The organism is Mesorhizobium sp. WSM4809, from assembly GCF_055811655.1.
This window is the reverse complement of sequence record NZ_JBVVQW010000025.1, coordinates 13,122-32,633: the sequence shown is the minus strand read 5'-3', so window position 1 is coordinate 32,633 and position 19,512 is coordinate 13,122. Positions and strand designations below refer to the sequence as shown.

General features: G+C 63.7%; 18 protein-coding genes. 11 read left to right on the top strand and 7 right to left on the bottom strand.

Annotated features, from left to right (window positions below; genetic code table 11):
- Positions 1 to 23 precede the first annotated feature (23 nt).
- The 11 genes from AC0L24_RS31495 (at position 24) to AC0L24_RS31445 (ending at position 10,303) form a co-directional block, all read left to right on the top strand.
- A complete protein-coding gene (locus AC0L24_RS31495) occupies positions 24 to 1,022 on the top strand; it encodes an ABC transporter permease (protein ID WP_127266789.1) in 999 nt (332 codons plus the stop codon).
- Positions 1,023 to 1,109: 87 nt separating this feature from the next.
- Positions 1,110 to 1,877 (top strand): SDR family oxidoreductase, encoded by a 768-nt coding sequence (locus AC0L24_RS31490; protein WP_127809935.1) that lies wholly within the window; start codon positions 1,110 to 1,112, stop codon positions 1,875 to 1,877.
- A 175-nt stretch (positions 1,878 to 2,052) separates the two neighbouring features.
- Positions 2,053 to 2,880, top strand: a complete 828-nt coding sequence (locus tag AC0L24_RS31485) for an AraC family transcriptional regulator (protein ID WP_127266791.1) — start codon at positions 2,053 to 2,055, stop codon at positions 2,878 to 2,880.
- Between the two features lie 130 nt (positions 2,881 to 3,010).
- The gene (locus AC0L24_RS31480; protein WP_127266792.1) at positions 3,011 to 3,454 is read left to right on the top strand and encodes an SRPBCC family protein; all 444 of its coding nucleotides are present in this window, start codon (positions 3,011 to 3,013) and stop codon (positions 3,452 to 3,454) included.
- A 13-nt stretch (positions 3,455 to 3,467) separates the two neighbouring features.
- Positions 3,468 to 4,262 carry an FAD binding domain-containing protein gene (locus AC0L24_RS31475; protein ID WP_127809934.1) on the top strand — a complete coding sequence of 265 codons (795 nt, stop codon included), beginning with the start codon at positions 3,468 to 3,470 and terminating at the stop codon, positions 4,260 to 4,262.
- Positions 4,263 to 4,320: 58 nt separating this feature from the next.
- Positions 4,321 to 4,788 carry a (2Fe-2S)-binding protein gene (locus AC0L24_RS31470; RefSeq protein WP_127809933.1) on the top strand — a complete coding sequence of 156 codons (468 nt, stop codon included), beginning with the start codon at positions 4,321 to 4,323 and terminating at the stop codon, positions 4,786 to 4,788.
- 28 nt (positions 4,789 to 4,816) lie between these two features.
- Positions 4,817 to 6,184, top strand: a complete 1,368-nt coding sequence (locus tag AC0L24_RS31465; RefSeq protein ID WP_127255455.1) for a xanthine dehydrogenase family protein molybdopterin-binding subunit — start codon at positions 4,817 to 4,819, stop codon at positions 6,182 to 6,184.
- 1 nt (position 6,185) lies between these two features.
- A complete protein-coding gene (locus AC0L24_RS31460; protein ID WP_127809932.1) occupies positions 6,186 to 7,190 on the top strand; it encodes a xanthine dehydrogenase family protein molybdopterin-binding subunit in 1,005 nt (334 codons plus the stop codon).
- An 8-nt stretch (positions 7,191 to 7,198) separates the two neighbouring features.
- Positions 7,199 to 8,080: an AAA family ATPase gene (locus AC0L24_RS31455; RefSeq protein ID WP_128364994.1), complete on the top strand. Its 882-nt coding sequence runs from the start codon at positions 7,199 to 7,201 to the stop codon at positions 8,078 to 8,080.
- A gap of 199 nt (positions 8,081 to 8,279) precedes the next feature.
- A complete protein-coding gene (locus AC0L24_RS31450; protein WP_292561921.1) occupies positions 8,280 to 9,416 on the top strand; it encodes a vWA domain-containing protein in 1,137 nt (378 codons plus the stop codon).
- Positions 9,416 to 10,303 carry an amidohydrolase family protein gene (locus AC0L24_RS31445; RefSeq protein ID WP_473564785.1) on the top strand — a complete coding sequence of 296 codons (888 nt, stop codon included), beginning with the start codon at positions 9,416 to 9,418 and terminating at the stop codon, positions 10,301 to 10,303. Before AC0L24_RS31450 ends, AC0L24_RS31445 begins: the two co-directional genes overlap by 1 nt.
- 4 nt (positions 10,304 to 10,307) lie before the next feature.
- Here AC0L24_RS31445 and AC0L24_RS31440 read toward each other — a convergent pair whose 3' ends face one another.
- The 7 genes from AC0L24_RS31440 to AC0L24_RS31410 all read right to left on the bottom strand — a co-directional run bounded on the left by AC0L24_RS31440 (position 10,308) and on the right by AC0L24_RS31410 (position 19,501).
- On the bottom strand, positions 10,308 to 10,715 hold the full coding sequence (locus AC0L24_RS31440; protein WP_127809928.1) for a carboxymuconolactone decarboxylase family protein: 408 nt from the start codon (positions 10,713 to 10,715) through the stop codon (positions 10,308 to 10,310).
- A 251-nt stretch (positions 10,716 to 10,966) separates the two neighbouring features.
- Positions 10,967 to 12,463 carry a sugar ABC transporter ATP-binding protein gene (locus AC0L24_RS31435; RefSeq protein ID WP_292337009.1) on the bottom strand — a complete coding sequence of 499 codons (1,497 nt, stop codon included), beginning with the start codon at positions 12,461 to 12,463 and terminating at the stop codon, positions 10,967 to 10,969.
- Positions 12,463 to 13,512, bottom strand: coding sequence for an SMP-30/gluconolactonase/LRE family protein (locus AC0L24_RS31430; RefSeq protein WP_127809926.1), 1,050 nt, complete (start codon positions 13,510 to 13,512; stop codon positions 12,463 to 12,465). The genes AC0L24_RS31435 and AC0L24_RS31430 overlap by 1 nt, the downstream gene beginning before the upstream one ends.
- A complete protein-coding gene (locus AC0L24_RS31425; protein WP_292633730.1) occupies positions 13,509 to 15,632 on the bottom strand; it encodes an ABC transporter permease in 2,124 nt (707 codons plus the stop codon). The genes AC0L24_RS31430 and AC0L24_RS31425 overlap by 4 nt, the downstream gene beginning before the upstream one ends.
- 87 nt (positions 15,633 to 15,719) lie before the next feature.
- Positions 15,720 to 16,745, bottom strand: coding sequence for a sugar ABC transporter substrate-binding protein (locus AC0L24_RS31420; protein WP_127809924.1), 1,026 nt, complete (start codon positions 16,743 to 16,745; stop codon positions 15,720 to 15,722).
- Between the two features lie 65 nt (positions 16,746 to 16,810).
- Complete coding sequence (locus tag AC0L24_RS31415) at positions 16,811 to 17,797, bottom strand: ABC transporter permease (RefSeq protein WP_473564784.1); 987 nt, start codon at positions 17,795 to 17,797, stop codon at positions 16,811 to 16,813.
- Positions 17,798 to 18,067: 270 nt separating this feature from the next.
- Positions 18,068 to 19,501 (bottom strand): DHA2 family efflux MFS transporter permease subunit, encoded by a 1,434-nt coding sequence (locus AC0L24_RS31410; RefSeq protein ID WP_292136751.1) that lies wholly within the window; start codon positions 19,499 to 19,501, stop codon positions 18,068 to 18,070.
- Between the last annotated feature and the right edge of the window lie 11 nt (positions 19,502 to 19,512).

The following is a 19,512-nucleotide window of genomic DNA, read 5'->3' as shown; positions in this document are numbered from 1 at the left end:
CGCACAGCAGATGAAGGTCGACGATGGCACTGACAATTGACCAGCCGATCGAACACAAGCAGCAATCCTTGGCCGCGAGAGTGTTTGCCAGCCAGACCTTCTGGGTGGTGATCGCCGTTATCCTCGCCTGCGTGTTCCTGTCGTTTGCCACCGACGCCTTCGCCACCTCGAAGAACCTCTACAACATCACCCGCAACATCACCTTCGTCGCCATCATCGCGCTCGGCATGACCTTCGTCATCATCACCGGCGGCATCGACCTGTCGGTTGGCTCGGTACTATGCCTGTCGTCAATGGTGCTGGCCGTCACCATGCATGCCGGCTACTCGATCGAGGTCGGCATCCTGGCCTCCATTGCCACCGCGCTCGCCATTGGCGCCTTTAACGGCGTGCTGATCGCCTATCTCGGCTTTCCACCCTTTGTGGTGACGCTCGGCATGTTGTCGATCGCCCGCAGCCTCGCCATGGTCGCCTCCAACAACACCGTCGTCTTCCAGTTCGGGCCGGACCACGCCAAGCTTCTGTCATTGGGCGGCGGCGCCTGGGTGTTCGGCATCGCCAATCCAGTGCTTTACATGATCCTTCTGGCGCTGATCACCGGCTTCATCCTGCGCTGGACGAAGTTCGGCCGCCACATCTTCGCCATTGGCGGCAACGAGCACGCGGCAACGCTGACCGGCGTTCCGGTGCGCCAGATCAAGGTTGCCGTCTACATGATCTCGGCGCTGTCCGCCGGCATTGCCGGCATCATCCAGACCGGCTGGCTGGGCGCCGTCACCACCAATCTCGGCACCGGCATGGAGCTGCAGGTAATCGCCGCAACCGTCATCGGCGGCGCCAATCTGGCTGGCGGCGTCGGCACCGCCTTTGGCGCCATCGTCGGTGCGGCCCTGATCGAGGTGATCCGCAACAGTCTCGGCCTGCTCGGCATCAATGCCTTCTGGCAAGGCGTGTTCATCGGCGGCGCCATTCTGCTGGCGGTGCTGTTCGACCGCATCCGCAATTTCCGCCGCAGTGACTAGAACCATGATCCCGAAAAGTGGAAACCGGTTTTCTCGGACAAACGGAACCGTTTGTCCGGAGATCATGGTCAAACAAAAGACGGTTTGATGGCCAACTCCCTGTTCAGCCTCGAGGGGCGGCTGGCGCTGGTGACTGGCTCCGGCCAGGGCATCGGCTTCGCGCTGGCTCGGGGCATGGCTGAACATGGGGCAAGCGTGGTGCTGAACGGCCGCGACGCCGCCAGGATCGGCGGTGCCGTCGAAAAGCTGCGCAATGCCGGCTTCAAGGTGCACGCCTCGACCTTCGACGTCACCGATTTTCAGGCGGTCAACGAGGACATTGCCCGCATCGAGGCCGAGATCGGCGCCATCGACATCCTCATCAACAATGCCGGCGTGCAGTTCCGCGCCCCGCTCGAGGACTTTCCCGAGGAGCAATGGGAGCGCCTGTTCAAGACCAATGTGTCGGGCGCCTTCCATGTCGGCAAGGCGGTCGCCCGCCACATGATCCCGCGCGGCAAGGGCAAGATCATCAACATCGGCTCGGTGCAGAGCGAACTGGCAAGGCCGAACATCGCACCATACACCGCGACCAAGGGCGCGATCCGCAACCTGACAAGGGGTATGTGCGCCGACTGGGCCAAACACGGCCTGCAGATCAATGCGATCGCGCCCGGCTATTTCCGCACCGAGATGAACCAGGCGCTGGTCGACAATCCGGAATTTTCCGCCTGGCTGGAAAAGCGCACGCCCGCCGGACGCTGGGGCGCTGTCGACGAGCTGATCGGCGCCGCCGTGTTCCTTGCGTCCGACGCATCGTCTTTCGTCAACGGCCATACACTGTATGTCGATGGCGGCATGACGGCTTCGGTTTGAGGGGCGTTCTTCCCTTGTGGGAGGAGAGGAAACCTATCGCTCAGTCTGAAAATCCTGCCGCATCGGCCGTCATTCGCCCTCGCCGCCCCCGCGCGTCTTGACGCGGCCCCGAACTCAGCCGCACAATCCCTGTTGCAGACGAAGGGAGGCCAGTCGTCTGCGGGAGGATATACCCATGACGGAAGCGATCAGGCTCTACTGGGGCCGGTTCGGACATGTATCTATCCTGAATGTCGCAAGCGACTTCGTCACCCATGCCCATGTCGAGGCCCATCTGATCATCTGGCTGGAAGGTACGGCCGGCGAAATGACCATCGGCCGCGAGACCGTCCGGCTTGGACCTGGAACGGCCGCCGGCATCAACTCCTTCCAGCCGCACAGCCATGTTCTGTCGCAAAACGGGACGCCCGGTCTGTTTCTAGCCTTCTACATCGATCCCGACTGGGCGCGGCGCCGCCGCGACCTGCCTTCGTCGGCACCGCTGTTTTCACAAGCCGCGATCACGCTGGAACCGTGGCTGCATCAGGCCGCCGCCAATCTGCTCGACCACCTCAGCGACAATGAGAGCGTCGACGATATCGCCAACTACGAGATCGAGCGTTTCATCGATAGCGTGCTCGACGCCGCCGACGCCTCGGCGCCGCAGGAGGCCCGTGTCCGCATCAACACCATGCAGGATTTCCGTGTCCGCAAGGCAATCCAGCTGATGAAGGCCAATGTCTGCGAGCGCATCTGCTTCGACGACGTGGCGCGCAGCGTCGGCCTGTCGCGACCGCATTTCTTCGCTTTGTTCAAGGAACAGACCAATCTGACGCCCAATGTCTACTGGAACACGCTGCGCATGGAGGAAGCGGTGCGGCAGCTGCAATGGTCGCGGGAGCCGCTGATCTCGGTCGCCTGCAATCTCGGCTTCACCACGCAGGGCAATTTCTCGCGTTTTTTCCGCGACCATGTCGGCGTGCCGCCGACGCTCTACCGCGAGGCCGCGCGGGCGATTGCCTGAGCCTGTCCTCGTTTAGTCAAGGTCGACTGTTTTTCAGACTCCTTGATACACGCTCAAGACGCATTGATAAGCGTCGCTGAAATGGCCGCCCTACCCTTGCACCGGATCGTTTTTGCAAGGGAACATTTGAATGGCCAAAGTCACCATATCCAGCGTCATCGACGCGCCGGTCGAAAAGGTCTGGGCGCGCATACGCGACTTCAACGGGCTGCCGGGCTGGCATCCGCGCATGGTGGAGAGCCACATTGAAGACGGCAAGGATGCCACCATGATCGGCTGCGTGCGCAATTTCCAGCTCGCCAGCGGCGCCCGCCTGCGCGAAAAGTTGCTCGACTTCTCCGATCAGAATTTCCTGGTCAGCTACTCCATCCTCGAGACGCCGCAACCGCTGACCAATCACAAGGCGACCCTGCAGCTGCGGCGTGTGACCGATGGCGACCGCACCTACGCCGAATGGACCGCCAGCTTCGACGCCGCGCCCGAGGAGGCAGACAAGCTGGCCGAGGGCATGGGCGCGAATGTCTTTCAGGGCGGCTTCAACGCCCTGAAAAGCCATTTCGCCGGCCAGAGCTGACAGGAGCCAAACCATGGCGCTGGCACTGCAGACCTTTGCAACGGTGAAAGACGCGAACGCGGCACTGAAAGCCCAGGGCACACGCTATCTCGGCGGCGGCACGCTGGTCGTCCGCGCGGCCAATGAAGGCGATGTTTCGGTTTCCGGCCTTGTCAGGTCGACCGAGCCGTCTTTGTCCACCATCGCTGTTGCCGGCGGCAAAGTCCGCATCGGCGCTTCGGTGACGATGGCGGCGATCGCCGGCCATCCGGAGCTCGGCACGCTCGCCAAGGCCGCCCGCGCCGTCGGCGGCCCGGCCATCCGCAACATGGCGACCATCGGCGGCAATCTTTTTGCCCCGGCCCCCTATGGCGATTTCGCCGTTGCCCTGCTGGCGCTCGATGCGACGGTCGGCACCGATGACGGGCAAACGCCGATCGAGACTTTTCTGGCCAATCGGGACGGCAGCCGCGCCGTCGTCACTTCCGTAAGCTTCACGCTTCCGAAGACCGACAGTTTCCGCTTCCTGAAAGTGTCGAGGGTCAAGCCCAAGGGCGTCTCTGTGCTCAGCATAGCCGCTGTTCTGGAACTGTCGCCGGATGGCACCGTGACCTCGGCGCGGATCGCGCTCGGCTGCATGGCGGATCGGCCAATGCGCGCCAGGGCGGCGGAAAAAGCGCTGATCGGCCGAACGCTGACCGCTGACGGCATCGCGCCGGCCTTGGCCGCGGCCGGCGATGGCATCTCGCCGATCACCGACCCGATCGCCAGCGCCTGGTATCGCGCCGAAGTCCTGCCGGTTCATCTCGGCCGGTTGCTGCTCGCTTAATATTCGTTCGGGGGCGCGCGTCTGTCCGCTGGTTGGGCAGGCGCGCTGGGAGGAAAACATGGCAAAGGTTCCGGTTCAATTCACGCTCAACGGCTCGGAAAAGGCCGAATTCATCGACAGCGGCACGACGCTGCTCCAGGCGCTGCGCGACAAGATCGGCGACACCTCGCCGAAAGGCGGCTGCCATCAAGGCACCTGCGGCGCCTGTTCGGTCATCATAGACGGCGAACTCAGGCTCTCCTGTCTGACGCTGGCCGAAACCTGCAATGGGGCGGCCATCAGCACGACTTCAGGGCTTTCGGAAAGCGGCGTGCTGCACCCGCTGCAGCGCGCCTTCCTCGACACCTTCGCCACGCAATGCGGCTTCTGCACGCCGGGCATGATCATGGCGGCCAAGGTGCTGCTCGACCACACGCCCAACCCCAGCCGCGACGAGGTGGTCGAGGCGCTATCGGGCAACATCTGCCGTTGCACCGGCTACGAACCGATCATCCAGGCGGTGCTGACCGCCGCCCGCGCCAATTAGCAGAACGCGGCCTGAGGGGTCCAAAAGAATGGAACTGCGCAAGAGCTACTTCGCCGATGTCCGCAAGGATGATCTGCACGAGATCGGCCAACCTCGGCCGCGCTCCGATTCACCCGGCCATGTCACCGGCAAGACCGCCTTTTTCGCCGACCGCAATTTCCCCGGCATGCTGCACCTGAAGATGGTGCGCAGCCCGCATCACCATGCCCGCATCCGCTCGATCGACACGTCGGAAGCGGAAAAGCATCCGGGTGTGGTGAAAATTCTGACCGCCAAGGACGTGCCGCACAATGTCTACACCATCCTGATCCTGATCCAGGTCGGGCCGGAGGACGAAACGGTGCTTGCCGACGGCAAGGTGCGCTGGAAGGGCGAGGCCGTAGTGGCGGTGCTGGCCGAAACCGAGCGGGCCGCCCAAGAGGCCGCAGCCAAGGTCAAGGTCGACTATGAGGTGCTGCCGGCCGTCTTCGATATGGAAGAGGCGCTGAAGCCTGGCGCGCCGCTGGTCAACGAATATCACGGCCAGAATTATTATCTCTACGACAGCGGCGAGTGCCGCAAGGTGCGCTTCGGCGACGTCGAGGCGGGCTTCGCCGGCGCCGACCACATATTGGAGGAGAGCTACCAGTCCTCGCCGATCGAACATGCGCCGACCGAGACCACCGGCTGCGTGGTGGCACCCGAGGGCAATGACCGCTTCACCTGCTACACCAACACGCAGGCGATGTTCTTCACGCTCGACAACACCTCGATCATCCTGCAGATGCCGGGCAGCAAACTGCATTTCGTCGGCGGCACCGTCGGCGGCGGTTTTGGCGGCAAGGTCGACGTCATCGTCGAGCCGATCGCCATCCTCGGCGCAAAATTAACAGGACGACCAGTCTGTTTTATCTACAGCCGCGAGGAGGAGATGCAGATCTCGTCGCCACGCGCCGCTGAAAAGGTCGTCATCAAGGACGGCGTCATGAAGGACGGCCGCATCGTCGCGCGCAAGGTCACTGGCTACACCGATGCCGGCGCCTATTCGCGCCACTCGCCCTATGGCGCGCAGAAGGGCGCGGGGCACTATCCCGGCCCCTACACCATCCCGAACGTCTGGATCGACACCTACTGCGTCTACACCAACCGCACGCCCTCCTCCGCCATGCGCGGCTTCGGCGTCACCATCGGCGACTTCGCGCTGGAGGTGCAGATGGATAAGCTGGCGCGCCTGATCGGCATGGATCCGCTCGAATTCCGCTTCATCAACGCCTATCGCGACGGCGACATGAAGGCGCACCGCCAGCCGACCGAGGGCGCGGCGCTGATCGAGTGCATGCAGGAAGCCTCGCGCGCCGCCAACTGGCCGGTGGCGGAGAAATACATGGCGATGTCATCCTACGTGAAGGGAGCTTGAGATGGCGATCAGGCGTGGACGCGGCGTTGCCGCGATCAACTATCCCACCGGCATGAACCTCGGCGGCGACCCGACGCAGGCGCTGGTGCATTCGACGCCGACCGGCAATTTCATGCTGACGCTATCATCGGTCGATCTCGGCCAGGGCATGAAGCAGATCATGGCGCAGATCTGCGCCGAGACGATCGGCGTGCCGACCGACCGTGTCGTCGTCGACACCGCCGACACCGACACCGGCCCGCACTGCATGGGCACCTTCGCCTCGCGCGGCACGCACCGCGCCGGCAACGCCGTCATCCAGGCGGCAAGGGAAGCCCGCCAGGTGATGCTGGAAGTGGCGGCCGAGGAGTTGGAGGTGAATGCATCCGACCTCGAGACCGACGGCCAGGGCAACATCCTGGTCAAGGGCGCACCGCAAAAATCGATCTCGATCTTCGATGTCGCGCTGTCGGCACATTTCAAGCGCGGCCGCTCGATATCAGGCCGCGGCATGTTCCTGATCCCGCGCTCCTATCCCGAGAAAGAAACCGGCGCGATGAAGCCGTCGACCTGCTACGCGCATGCCTGCACCGTGGCCGAGGTCGAGGTCGACGACGAAACCGGCGAGGTCACCGTACTGACGGTGAAGAACGTCTTCGAGATCGGCCGCGCGCTGAACCCGAAAATGGTCGAACAGCAGCTGGTCGGCGGTTCGTGGATGGGCATCAGCCATGCGCTCTATGAGACGACCGAGCCCTATTATCCCAACCGCGATCATGGCGGCACCGACTTCAACCAGTATCTGATGCCGGGTCCCGGCGACCTCGCCGAGACCGAGATCATCGTGCTGGAGCGGCCATCGGCGGACGGACCATACGGCGCCAAAGGGCCGGGCGAAATGTGCGCCAACCCACAGATCCCGGCGGTCGCCAATGCCGTCTTCGACGCCGTCGGCGTGCGCATCGACACGCTGCCGATCACGCCGGAGCGCATCCTGCGCGCGCTGAAGGCGCAAGCGGCGAACTGAGGGCCGAAATGACCGGGACAAGCGCCGAGACATCAGCGACCTCGCCGGAGGCGGTGGCGCAGCATCTGGCCGCCTCGCGCTATCTGGCCGATGAAAGCCTTTCGACCGCCATCTTCCTGGCAATCCGGCTGGGCAAGCCGCTGCTGCTCGAAGGCGCGCCGGGCGTCGGCAAGACGGAAGCGGCCAAAGCGATCGCCGAGCTGCTCGGCCGCGATCTGGTGCGGCTGCAATGTTATGAAGGCATCGACGCCGCGCACGCGCTCTACGAATGGAACTACCAGCGCCAACTGCTTGCCATCCGCCATGCCGGCGAACATGAGATCGACATCTACGACGACCGTTTCCTGATCGCACGACCGCTGCTGCAGGTGCTGAAGGCGCCCGAACAGCGCGTGCTGCTGGTCGACGAGATCGACCGTTCGGACCACGAATTCGAAGCGCTGCTCTTGGAATTCCTCTCCGACTTCCAGATCAGCATTCCCGAGCGCGGCACCATCCGCGCCGCCGCACAGCCGATCGTCATCCTGACCTCGAACCGCACCCGCGAGCTCGCCGAAGCGCTGCGCCGCCGATGCGTCTATCATTGGATCGGCTATCCCGACGCCGAGCGCGAGGCCGCCATCATCATGCTGCGCGCCGGCAATGTGGCTGAAGCAACGGCGCGCGCCGTGGCGGCGGCCGTGCAGACCATTCGCGCCCGCCCACTGGCCAAGCCCCCCGGCATCGCCGAGGCCGTCGAATGGGCCAATGCGGCGACCATCTTGGAGAAAGGCGGCAGCCCGTGGCCTGAAGCCTTTCGCCGCGCCATCGGCGTGCTGATCAAGGACGAGGAAGACCTTTCCTACATCGCACCGGGGCTTGGCCGGATCGTCGAGGAGGCGCTGGCGTGACGCGGGAGGTCATTTTGCAATGCTGGCGGGAGAGCGCCCCCCTCTGCCCTGCCGGGCATCTCCCCCTCAAGGGGGGAGATCGGATGTCATCCCCGCTTTCGCTAATCGCTCACGTCGCCGAACAGAGCGAAGCGTCGAACCTGCCAATCTCCCCCCTTGAGGGGGAGATGTCCGGCAGGACAGAGGGGGGCGCCACGCAATGATGCGGGAAACAAGCTTGCCTCGCGCCGCTGCGCCCTTCCTCAGCTTCGGCCGCTTGCTGCGCCGCTATGGCTTCGCCATCGCCCCCGAGCAGGTCTCCTGTTTCATGCAGGCGGTGACGTTGCTCGGGCCGCGCTCGATGGCAGACATCCGCGAGGCCGCCCTTGCCACGCTGGCGCCGCCGCCCGACCGCCGCGACGAATTCGAGGCGCATTTCCAGAGCCATTTTTATGGCAATACGTCCGCCGTGGTCGAAGGCGACGCCGACGAGGAAACTCGCATCAAGGATGATGGCGGCGCCGACGACGAACGGCTCGAGGCCGAACAAAGCCAAGAGGGCGGCGACCTCTCTTCGGCCCTGGAGCAGTTGAGTACCCGCGACTTCCAGCGCGACGATGACAGGCTGACCGCCTTTCGTCGCAAACTCTCGACCGCTTTACCAGCCCGGCGCTCCTTCCGCACCGTACGCACCCACTCGCGCGGCAAGCTCGATTTGCGCCGGTCGCTGAGGGAAATAGTCAGCGCCGATGGCGACGTCCCCTCGCCGCTGCTGCGCCGCCGCCAGACTGTGCCGCGCAAGCTGCTTCTGCTGATCGATGTGTCCGGCTCGATGAAGCTGCACACAGCGGACTATCTCAAGCTGGCACATGCCGCCGTGCAAGGTGCCGACCGCGCCGAAATCTTCACCTTCGGCACGCGGCTGACGCGCATCACCACGGCATTGCGCATCCGCGACCGCGACCAGGCGCTGGCGCGCGCCGCTGCCCAGGTCGACGACTGGGACGGCGGCACCCGCATGGGACCGACGCTGCTCGCCTTCCTCTCGGTGCCGCGCTTCTCGTCGTTTGCACGCGGTGCCACGGTCGTGATCCTGTCCGACGCGCTGGAGCGCGGCGATCATGGCGAGTTGGAGACAGCCATGCGACGGCTGAGCGCCCGCGCTTTCCGGCTGTCGCTGGCCACACCGCTAGCCGGCGACCCGCGCTTCCGGCCGGCAACGGCTGCACTTCGTGCCATCCTGCCTGACCTGGACGACCTCGTCGATGGCTCGTCGGTGAAAAGCCTCACCGATTTCATCCTGTCGCTCGCCCGCCCTGCTTCAGCGGCGGCGACAATCTGGAAGAGGGTTTCGTGATGCAGAAAGCCATCGACGCGCATTTCCACATCTGGCGCCAAAAGGACCAGCCCTGGCTGGTCGGGCCGATGGTGCCGCGCATCTTCGGTCCCTACGAGCCGATCCGGCGCGACTACCCGATCGGGGAATTTCTCGAAGACCAGAGGGATTCAGGCGTCGAAAAGGCCGTCTATGTCCAGACCAACTGGGCCAAGGAGGACTTCGAGAAGGAAGTCGCCTTCCTGCAGAAGACATCCGACGAAACCGGCTGGCCGCATGCCATCGTCGGCTATACCGACATGACCGTCGACGATATCAGGCCGCAGATCGATCGCTTGATGAAATACAAGCTGCTGCGCGGCGTGCGCATGCAACTGCACTGGCACGAGACCCCGGCCTTCCGCTTCGCCGCCTCCGCCGACCAGGTGATCGACCCCAATGTGCGCGCCAATGTGGTGCGGCTCAAGGACTATGGCCTCTCCTTCGACCTGCAGCTCTTCCCCGCTCAGATGAAGGACGGCCTGACGCTGGTCGGCGAAAACCCGGAGACGAATTTCATCCTCACCCATGCCGGTATGCTGACCGGCATGGAGCCGGAAACCACCGAAGCCTGGAAGGCAGGCCTGCGCACGCTTGCAGCCGCCCCCAACTTCTACGCCAAGCTCTCCGGCCTCGGCACCTTCGTCCATCGCAACGACCCGGCTCTGATCGCGTATATCGTCGACAATGCGATCGACATATTGGGCGCCGACCATCTGATGTTCGGCTCGAACTTTCCGATCGAGAAGCTTTGGACCAGCCACGCCGAGCTGATCAAGGCGCACCGCGATGCGGTGGCCAGGCATGGTGCGGCGGCGGAGGCGGATATTTTCTGGAACACGGCGGAGAAGGTTTACCGGCCGGTGTGAGGCCTCACTTCACCTCGAACTGCGGATCGACCGGAATCTGCATCGCCGTCACCAGATGGTTGGTCTGGCCGGCCAGCCCGATGATCGACACCAGCTCGCCATGCTGCGCATCGGTCATGCCTTTGGCGCGGGCCGCCGCCGTGTGCGAGTGGACGCAGTAGGAGCAGCCATTGGCGGTCGAGACAGCAATGTAGATCATCTCCTTGGTCAGCGGATCGATGGCGCTGTCGGCGACCATCACCACCTTCAACTGTTCCCAGATCCGCTTCAGCGCCGGAGGATCATTGGCCAGCCCGCGCCAGAAATTGTTGACGAAATCAGATTTGCGCGTCGCGCGGATGTCGTCGAAGACGACTTTCACGGCCGGGATTTTTTCGACTTCGGCATCGGTCAGGAGTCTTGCTGTGGCCATGGTGTGGTCCTTTCGCTTCGATCGATGAACTGGTTCGTTGAATCAAGTTTCGAGCAAAGGCGGCTAACCGGCTTCTTTGACCCAGTTTTTGGCCCGCAATAGCGTTGAAGATTAGCCGAGGCACCTAAACTTCGTCATCCACGGGCGAAGCAGGCGCGAAGCGCCGTCGCGGAGACCCGAGGATGACGATGAGGTAGAAGCCTTCGCCAAATTGCCAACGTATGTGGACCACCGACCACCCGCCAAAAAACCTAGTGAACCGCCGCGTACATGATCTTCTCCTCCGTCGCCTCGGCCGGCGAAAACTCCTCGACGATGCGGCCCTGGCGGCAGACCAGGATGCGGTCGGACAGGTTCATGATCTCCGGCAGGTAGGACGAGATGACGACGACGGCCAGGCCCTCGTCGGCCAGCCGGTTGATGATCTGATGGATCTCGGCGATCGCGCCGACATCGACGCCGCGCGTCGGCTCGTCGAAGATGACGATGCGCGGCTGCTGCACCAGCCCCTTGCCGATCACCACCTTCTGCTGGTTGCCGCCGGACAGTTCGACGACGCGCGCATTGTCGTTGATCGCCTTGATGTTCAACGTCTTCGTCCATTCGGCTGAGAGCGCGCGCATTTCCTGCGCGTTGATTACCCAGGCCTTTTCGCGGCCCGCCGCCAGCAGCCCGCCGAACAGGTTCTCGGCAATGCCCATCGTCTCGAAGATGCCCTCGCTCTTGCGATCCTCGGTGACATAGACGATGCCGTCGGCCACCGCCTCGCTCGGCACGAGGTAGCGCACCGGCCTGTCGTCCAGCTCAATGGCGCCGCCACGCCGGAAATCGCGCTTGTAGATGCCCGAGACGATCTTGAACGTCTCGGTCCGGCCGGAGCCAATCAGCCCGAACACGCCGGTGATCTGGCCCTCGAAGATCGAGAAGGACGTGTTGCGCACGACATTGCTCATCGAGATGTCCTGCACCGACAGCACCTTCTTGCCCGCCTTGCGAAGCTTCGCTTCGTCGCGCTGCCGGTAGATCTGCCCCGACAGCGTGCGCCCGACCATTGCGGACACGATCCTGTCGCGGTCGAAAGCAGACGTGTCGTCGGTGATGACCAGCTCGCCGTCGCGCAGGATGGTGATGCGGTCGGCGATATCGAGCGCCTCTTCCAGCGCGTGGCTGATGAAGACGATCGACACGCCGCTCGCCTTCAGCCGCCGGATCAGCGCGAAGAAGTGCCGCTTTTCTTCCGGCGTCAGCGTCGCCGTCGGCTCGTCGAAGATGATGATCTCGGCATTGTGGTGCACCGCGCGCGCGATCTCGACCATCTGCCGCTTGGCAGCACCCAGCGTCGCCACCATGGCGTTCGGGTCGACGGGAAAGTTCAGCGATTGCAGGAATTGCTGCGCCGAAATGTAGGTGCCGCGCAGCCGGTTGAGGAACTTTTCGGTGCCGAGATAGAGGTTCTGCGCCACCGTCATCGACGGCACCAGGCTCGTCTCCTGGAACACCATGGCGATGCCGGCTTCAAGCGCTGCATGCGGCGAGGCGTAGGCGATCTCTTGCCCCTTGTGGAACATCTTGCCCGAGGTGGCGTCGACCACACCGGCGATGATCTTGGTCAGCGTCGATTTTCCCGCGCCGTTCTCACCGAGCAGCGCGTGGATTTCGCCTTTGCGCAGGTCGAAGCTGACATTCTTCACCGCGGGCACGCCGCGGTAGTTCTTGGTGACATTCTCCAGACGGACAATCGGTTCCATCAGAAACCTCCCGTGGCGACGGAAAGGATACAGTCGCCGCCCCTGGAGGCGATGAACAGAAGACCGTCCTTTTCCGCAACGCTGCAGATGCCATGGCGCGTGCCGTTGGCGCGGCTGTGCAGGCTGAATTGCGGCTGCATCTTCTGGTCGAGCCTGACCACCAGCCCGTAGGAGCGGCTCGGCGACCATGGCTTGTGGATGCCCATGGTGCGGATGCCGCCGCATTGCAGCGGCTCGAGGAAGCTGCGGCTGGAGGCCAGCGCCGGCGCGATCCAGTAGGCCGGCGGCACCTGGCTCAGCATGTCCTGACGGTAATGCGTTTCCTGTAGCACGAACTCGATCAGCCGGTTGCGCGGCGCAAACAGGGTCAGCCACGCCCCACCATCGGCGGAAGGCGACAGCCGCGCGGGATAGCCGGGCAGATGCGTCAGAACCGTCGAGCGGCTGCCCGTCGCGCCATCGAAACGCACCAACTGATGACGCCAGCTTTCGCAGACTAGCACATCGCTGCCGACTGGATGCAGGCCATGGGGAAAGGCAATCTCGCCGGCGACTTTGCGGAAATCACCGCCCGCGGCGTCTCGCTTCCACAGCGAACCGGAGGCACCCTTCTTCATCAAATCGGCAGCCCATTGCGACGGCGCGTGCTCGGCCGAGCCATTGGCCAGCCACAACGTGCCGTCATCCGCATAGGCAAGTGCGGTGATGCAGCTGAGGTCAGCCGGCAGCGAAACGTCGCTGCCCCCGATCAGCAGCTTTCCGCTTTCCAGCCCGACCGTCAGTTCACCGGATGGCGACAGCGCCAGCGCGGTGACGGCAGACGGAAAGGTCTCGACCACGACAGGTTCCGCTCCAGCCGCAATCGAATGGATGGCGTTGCCGCTGGAGGCCAGTAGCCTGTCACCGGTAACGAGCAGATTGTCTGGTTCCGTCAGCTCGGCAAAGGCCGGCGCATCATCCAGCCGCGTGTTGGGGCGAAAAGCGCCGTCGAGCGGCGGGATGGTGACCGCCTTGCCGCGAAACAGGTCCAGCACCGGATCGAGGATCATGGCTTCGCCCCCCAATAGGAAGCGGGACTGGTCCAGTTCGGGTCGGCGCCTGCGATCTTGTAGCGGCCAATGCGGTTGTTGAGGATGCCGCCGACGAACAGATATCCCTTGTGCTCGCGCATCGAGGTGACCATCGGATGCGCGCCGCCGGTGAGGTCGCCCATTGCCTCGACGATGCCGCCCTTCTCGTTGAATTTGACCACGCCGCCGGTGTTGATGTTGGGGAACAGCCATTCATCCTGCGGCAGGCGGCGCGTCATGCGCTTGCGCATGTCGGGATGGCGCAGCGACAGGTCGAAGCTCGGCGTGCGCATGCCGAGCCACGCCATCCAATAATTACCATCGGAGGCGCGGTTGATGTTGTCGGGATAGCCCGGCATGTCGCGGATGACGCATTCGGCGGTGCCGGCCTTCGGTCCTTCCAGCCAGTAGCGATGCACGCGGCAAGCCCAGCTTTCGGCGAAGAACAGCGACTTGCCGTCATGCGCCATGCACACACCGTTGGTGTAGCGGTAACCGTCGAGCAGCGTCTTCGTCGAGCCGTCCTTCGGGTCATAGACCAGCAGCCGGCCCGTGGCGCGGTTCTCGATCGAATCCAGCGCCCATTCATGCGCGTCGTAGCGCTTGGTGGAGTCGGTGAAATAGATGCGCCCGTCGGGTGCGATGTCGCAGTCATTGGGATCGCGCAGCCGCGCATCGTCGACGATCGAGGTCCACGAACGCGACGTCTCCGCCGACAGGCGTTTGACCTCCCGCTCCGGCGAGACGGAGTAGAGCCCCATGGCGCCGACGCAGCTGATCAGATTGCCTGATTTGTCGAAGGCCAGCCCCAGGGGGAAACCGCCGATGTGAGCAAACACCTCGGATTTGACGTAGTCCGGCGCGAAGAAGCGGACGATTTCGCCATGGCGCGTGCCGCAATAGAGATTGTCGTCACGGTCGAGAATGACGTCTTCAGGCCCTTCCAGCTCGCCAAGCCCGATATGCTCTGCGGCCGACAACCGGTTGTCGAGTTCGTAGGGCGTTCCGGAGCCTGGTGCGGCCGACTGCGTCTCGCCCATCTTGAGATAGACCGGCGCAACATAGACCTCGTTCAGCACCTTGTGGCGGTTCTTCAGCCAGCGGATGTCGATGGTCACCGCGACCGCCAGCATGATGCCCAGCACCATCTGGTTGGTGCCGGTGCCATAGCCCAGCCGGATCAGCCCGTTGGTCATGGTCAGCACGATGATGGCGCCCATCAGCCCCTTGATCACCGAGCCGCGGCCGCCGCCAAGGCTGACGCCGCCGACCACCGCCGCCGTCAGCGCCATGATCTCGAGGTTGAGGCCCGTGCCCGGCCCTGCCCCGCTCAGCCGGCAAGCGATGAGGAAGCCGCCGATCGAGGCGCAGAAGCCGGAGAAGACATAGGTCATGAACACCGTGCGGCGCACGCGGATGCCGGCATTGTGGGCCGAGCGCCTCGAACCGCCGACCGCCAGCACGTGCCAGCCCGGACGTGAACGGGTCAGCGCGATATGGGTGACGATGGCCAGGATGATCGCCAGCCACACCGAGACGGAGAGCCCCCAGAAGGTGCTGTCGCCGATGAAGTCGAGCACATCCGATGTCGCGGTCGAGAGCTGCACATCGGCGGCATAGGTGGTGACCAGGATGTCGAACAGCGCCCGTCCGAAGATGAAGGTGACCAGCGTGGTGAGGAAGGCGCGCAGGCGCAGATATCCAACGAGATAGCCATTGATGGCGCCGAAGATGAGGCCGGTGGCCAGCGACGCGGCCAGCGCCAGCCAGATCGACTGTTCGAGGATGAAGAAGACATAGACGGCGGAGAAGCAGGACAGTGCGAAGATCGAGCCGACCGACAGGTCGATGCCGCCGCCCAGCATAACCACTGTCATGCCGGTTACCACCATGGAGAACTCGCCAAGCTGGCGGGTGGATTCCTGCAAAGCGGTCAGCTTGAAGAAGCCCGGAATGATCGAGCCGAAGGTTGCCAGCGTCGCCACCAGTGCCAGGAACGGAATGGCATTGTCGGTCCAGCGCTTGGTCAGTATCTCGCCGACGACATGGTCGGGCACGAGATTGTAGCGCCAGGACTGGAGGCGTTCGCGAAAGGACATCAGGTCACTGCTGCAAATCTGGGATTCAAGAGAAGAGGTGGTCGGGCAATCCGGCCACCTCTTCGATCGGTGTTGAGAAGAGTTCGCTTATTTCGCCGCCGCTTGTGCCTGCAGCGCCTTCAGGTCCCAGCAGCTGTCGGGCTTCAGGTCGGCCTTGGTCGTCGCCTTCTCCAGCGTGTAGATGTAGGTGTGCGACGTGCCGGCCGGCTGGCCGCTCTGCAGCAAGAACTTGATGATGGCGTTCATGTCACCCGACTGGCGGGCAAGGTCGGTCATCACCACGGCGCCATAGGTGCCGTCCTGCAGCTTGTCGCAATCGGCCGCCTTCTCGCCACCGCCCGTGGTGACCAGGAACACCTTGCCGTCGAGCTTGGCGTCGCGGATCGCGGCGGCCGCGCCGGTGGCGTCACCATCCCAGAAATCGATGATCGAGCAGATGTCCGGGTTCTGCTGCAGCATCGTCGTCGTCACATTGCGCGAGGTCGTCGCATCCCAGTTTGAATCGGGCTTTGCCACCACCTTGAAGTCGGGATGCTTCTCCAGCACCTTCATGATGCCGGCATACTGGTAAAGGCTCGACGAATTGGCCTGGTCGCCTTGCACCAAACCGAGCTTCTTGGAGGAGTTCGGGCCGCAGCCCTTGATCGCCGCTTCGGCCTCGAGCTGGCCAAGCCGGTCCCAGTCACTGCCGATAAAGGCGTCGGCCGGGAAGTTGGCGGGATTGTCGACCAGGATGACGTAGGTGCCGGCGGCCTGCGCCTTCTTCATCAGCTTGGAATAGGAGTTGAGGTCCGGCGCATGGATGATCAGCACATCCGGCCTGGTGTCCGACGAGATGGCGTCGGTGATCGCCTGCGCGCCGGCGTCGACGACCCAGTTCGGATCGCGCGTCTCGAACACGCCGCCCCACGCCTCGACTTCGGTCTTCAGATAATGCGCCCAGCCCTGCGCCAGGTCGAAGCCCATCGCCAGCGGCACCAGCATGACGCGCTTGCCTTTGAGCGCCTGCGCGTAAGCCGCCGGGCCGGGATCGTCGGCGGCGAAGGTGGGCGGCACGAAGGCGGTGACGGCAAGCGCCGTGGCAGCTGCCATGAGTGTTCTGATCAGTTTCATGTCACATCCTCTGGTTTGGTTTTGTTATCAGCGGCCGGCCCCAACCGTCCGCTGCAGTTCAGGTACTAAATATCGCCCTGCTGGGCGGTCTGCTCGTCACGTGGATTGATGATGCCGTCGACGATGATGGCGCCGAGCAGGATCGCGGCCTTGATCAGGTTCTGGTAGAGCAGCGGGATGTCGATGATGGTCATGGCGTTGAGCAGGATGCCGATCAGCGCCGCACCGACCAGCACGTTGCGCACCCCGCCGCGCCCGCCGGACAGGCCGATGCCGCCGATCACCGCCACCAGCACGATATCGTAGAGCAGCGTTGAGTTGACGACCCGGGTGTTGATCGAATGCAGGCTCGCCGCCGTCAGCAGGCCGGCGATCAGCGCGACCAGGGCGGAGAGCACATAGCGCAGCACCAGCATCGGCCGCACCGGAATGCCGATGTTGCGGGCGGCGACCGGATTGTCGCCGGCGAAATAGATGTAGCGGCCCCATTTGGTGTAGCGCAGGAACAGGAAGAACAGGAAGGCCAGGCCGGCGAAGACGAAAACCTCGATGGGAATGTCGAGGAAGCGCAGGCCGCCGAGCAACTCGACCCAATGGCCCTGCGGCACCGGCACGGCATCCTGCGTGATCAGTTGCGAGCGCACATAGCCGAAGACGAAGGAGCCTGTCGCCAGCGTCACGAAGATCGCCGGCACGTCGGCATAGGCGACGAGAAAGCCATTGAGCAGGCCGATGGCCAGCACACCGGCCAGCACGTAGGCGAAGGCCAGCCCGTCCGGCGTACCCGAATTCAGAAGTTGCAGGTACCAGGCGACCGACATCGCCATGATCGCCACGGCGGAGAGGTCGATGCCGCGGCCGATGACGACCACGGCCATGCCGAGCGCAAGGATGCCCAGCACCGACACCGAGCGGACAATGGCGACGAGATTGTTGGGATCGATGAAACCCGGCAGGCCTATGGCCGCTGTAACGAACAGCACCACCGCTATGGCAAAGACAATGCCTTCCTGATTCAGGCTCCTGAAATTCGGCCAGCCGATCGTGTTCATGTCTGCGTTTGCCCCGATGGCAGCGCTGCCATCCCTGGGAAAGAACGCTAATCGGCCCAACGCCGGTTCGTCAAATGAATCCGCGCTCGGAACCCCGGCCGGCAGCGATATTTACCAAATGGACGCGTCGATTGCCGAAGCTGGCGCAATGCTCGGAAAACTCTGCACTTTTGGCAATTGCTTGCGCCATAGCCGCCACTCGCGAAAAGGCTGCACCAAGGCGAAAGGACAAGACGGAATTTATCTCCGCATCAGGCGGAAAAATCGATCTCAATTTCCCGGCGAGTGGCCGGAAACCTCCGCGCCCGCACCTGGCGGCAGCACGAGAAAACGCAACGCCGCCACCAGCCCGATGGCGCCGATCGCCAGGAAGGCTACTCGAAAATCCACAAGATCGAGGGCCGGCCGGTCCCTTGCGATCTGCGACAAATTGAGGATCGCCGCCGCCACCGCGACGCCGAACAACATCGCCACCTGCTGCAGCATCGAGGACAGCGTCGCCGCCGAGCTTCGTTGCGCCGCATCGATGTCGGCGAAGGCCAGTGTGTTGAGCGCGGTGAACTGCATCGAGCGCGACAGGCCGGCGATCAGCATCAGCGCCACCACCAGCACCTGTGGCGTCTGCGGCGAGATCGCAGCACATGCCATGATCGCCGCCGAAGCGATCAGGCCGTTGACGACCAGCACCGACCGGAAGCCGAAACGGCGCAGCGTTGGTGTCGTCACCGTCTTCATGCCGAGATTGCCGAGGAAATAGGCCAGGATCATCAAGCCGGCATCGACGGACGAGAGGCCAAAGCCGACCTGGAACAGCAGCGGCAACAGGAATGGCGTGGCGTTGATCGCCACCCGGAAAATGGTGCCGGCGGCGAGCGTCGAGATGGCGAAGGTCAGCACCTTGAACGAGGAGAGATCGAGCAGCGGATGCGGCGCGCGCCTGAGATGCCGCACCGCCAGCCAGCCGATGACGATGCCGGCTACGACCAGCAGCACCGTCGGAAGAACGCCGTCCTCCGGGTGCGCGATGCGTTCAAGGCCATAGAGAAGCAAGGCAAGCCCCGCCGATGTCAGGAAAAAACCCGGCCAGTCGAGCGGCTTGGGGTCGGCTTCGCGATCGCCCGGAATGAAGCGGGCGACCAGCACCAACCCGACCACGCCAAGCGGGATGTTGATGAAGAAATTCCAGTGCCAGGACAGATAGGTGGTGATGAAGCCGCCGAGCACCGGCCCGATCACCGGCGCAAACAGCGCCGGCCAGGTGATCAGTGCCGTGGCGTTCAGCAGCTCCGACTTCGACGCATTACGCAGTACCAGGATGCGCCCGACCGGCGTCATCAGCGCGCTGCCGAGCCCTTGCACGACACGTGCGGCGACGAACTGGGTCAGGTTTTGCGAGACGCCGCAGGCAAGCGAGGCCAGGGTGAACAGGACGATCGCCAGCAGGAAGATGTTACGTGCGCCGAACCGGTCGGCGAGCCAGCCCGACAGCGGCACGAATACGGCCATGGTCAGCATGTAGACCGTGATGCCGATGCTGATCGCCACCGCCGACACGCCGAAGGAAGCCCCCATCTGCGGCAGCGAGGTCGAGATGATCGTCGAATCCAGAAACTGCATGAAGAAAGCGATGGCGACAATCAGCGCCACGCGCCGCGCATTGGTGGCCGTTTCGGATAAGGTTGCGGTCTCGGGAACGGCTGTCATGACGGAACCGG